Annotated in this window: 1 pseudogene; it reads right to left on the bottom strand. The window is 68.9% G+C overall.

Annotation, left to right across the window (positions count from 1 at the left end):
- Positions 1-86: 86 nt before the first annotated feature.
- A pseudogene (locus ACIP82_RS37840) lies at positions 87-1032 on the bottom strand (hypothetical protein); the annotation flags it as partial.

Here is a 1032-nt window from a genome sequence, read left to right as displayed (position 1 = left end):
TGACATACAGCAGATGTCGATCGCCGACGGGCCGGGGGTGATGTCCGGAGCCGGACATCACCCCCGGCCGCTGCGGGGTTGGCCGCTCAGCCGGTGGTGGTGGCGGTGATGGCCTTGACGCCGCCGGCGCCGCCGGGGACCTCGCCCCATGCGGTCCACTTGCCGGCGTTGTAGTCGGCGTCGCGGTTGTAGACCTTGCCGTCCTCGTTGATGGCGAAGACGTGGACGACGTTGTTCTCGGCGCTGCTGGTGATGGCCCTCAGCTTGTCGTCGCTGACCTTCGACCAGGCCGGGTCCCAGTGGCCGGTGCCGAAGTTTCCGTTGGTGCTGTAGAGGGAGCCCTGGGAGCCGATGATCTGCAGGTCGACGATGTTGCCGCGGGCGCTGGCGGTGATGCCCTTGACGTCGACCGCGTTGCCGGGGATCTCCCCCCACACGGTCCAGCTGCCGTCGGTCCTGTTGTCGCGGGTGTAGACGCGGCCGTCCTCGTTGATGGCGAAGACGTGGATGACGTTGTCGGCGGTGGTGGCGCTGGTGATGGCCTTCAGGTTGTTGGTGCCGACGCGCTCCCAGGAGGGCCTCCAGTAGCCGGCGGCGTAGTCGGCGCCGGTGCTGTAGAGGGAGCCGTCGACGCCGATGATCTGCAGGCTGACCATGGTGCCGCGGGCGGTGGCGGTGATGTCCTTGGCCCCCACCGCGCCGCCGGGGACCTCGCCCCAGGGGGTCCAGGTGCCACCGACCTTGCCGTCACGGGTGTATACGTGACCGTCGGAGCCGACGACGAAGACGTGGACGGTGTCACCGATGGCGGCGCTGTCGACCGCGCGCAGATCGCTGTTGTCCATCGGCGTCCAGCTGCGGACCCAGCGGCCGGTCTTGTAGTCGGCGACCGAGTCCCACATCGCGTTGTCGGAGCCGATGATCTGCACGTGCGTACCCGCTTGCACGTCCGCCGTACGGAACCGCAGCTCCTTCACCCAGACGCCCAGGTCGTCGGTGCGGGTGCTGGTGGCGCTGGTGCGGGTCTCGGTG

It is taken from the genome of Kitasatospora sp. NPDC088548, assembly GCF_044753005.1.
Taxonomy (GTDB): domain Bacteria; phylum Actinomycetota; class Actinomycetes; order Streptomycetales; family Streptomycetaceae; genus Kitasatospora.
This window is presented reverse-complemented; position numbering and strand designations above follow the sequence as displayed.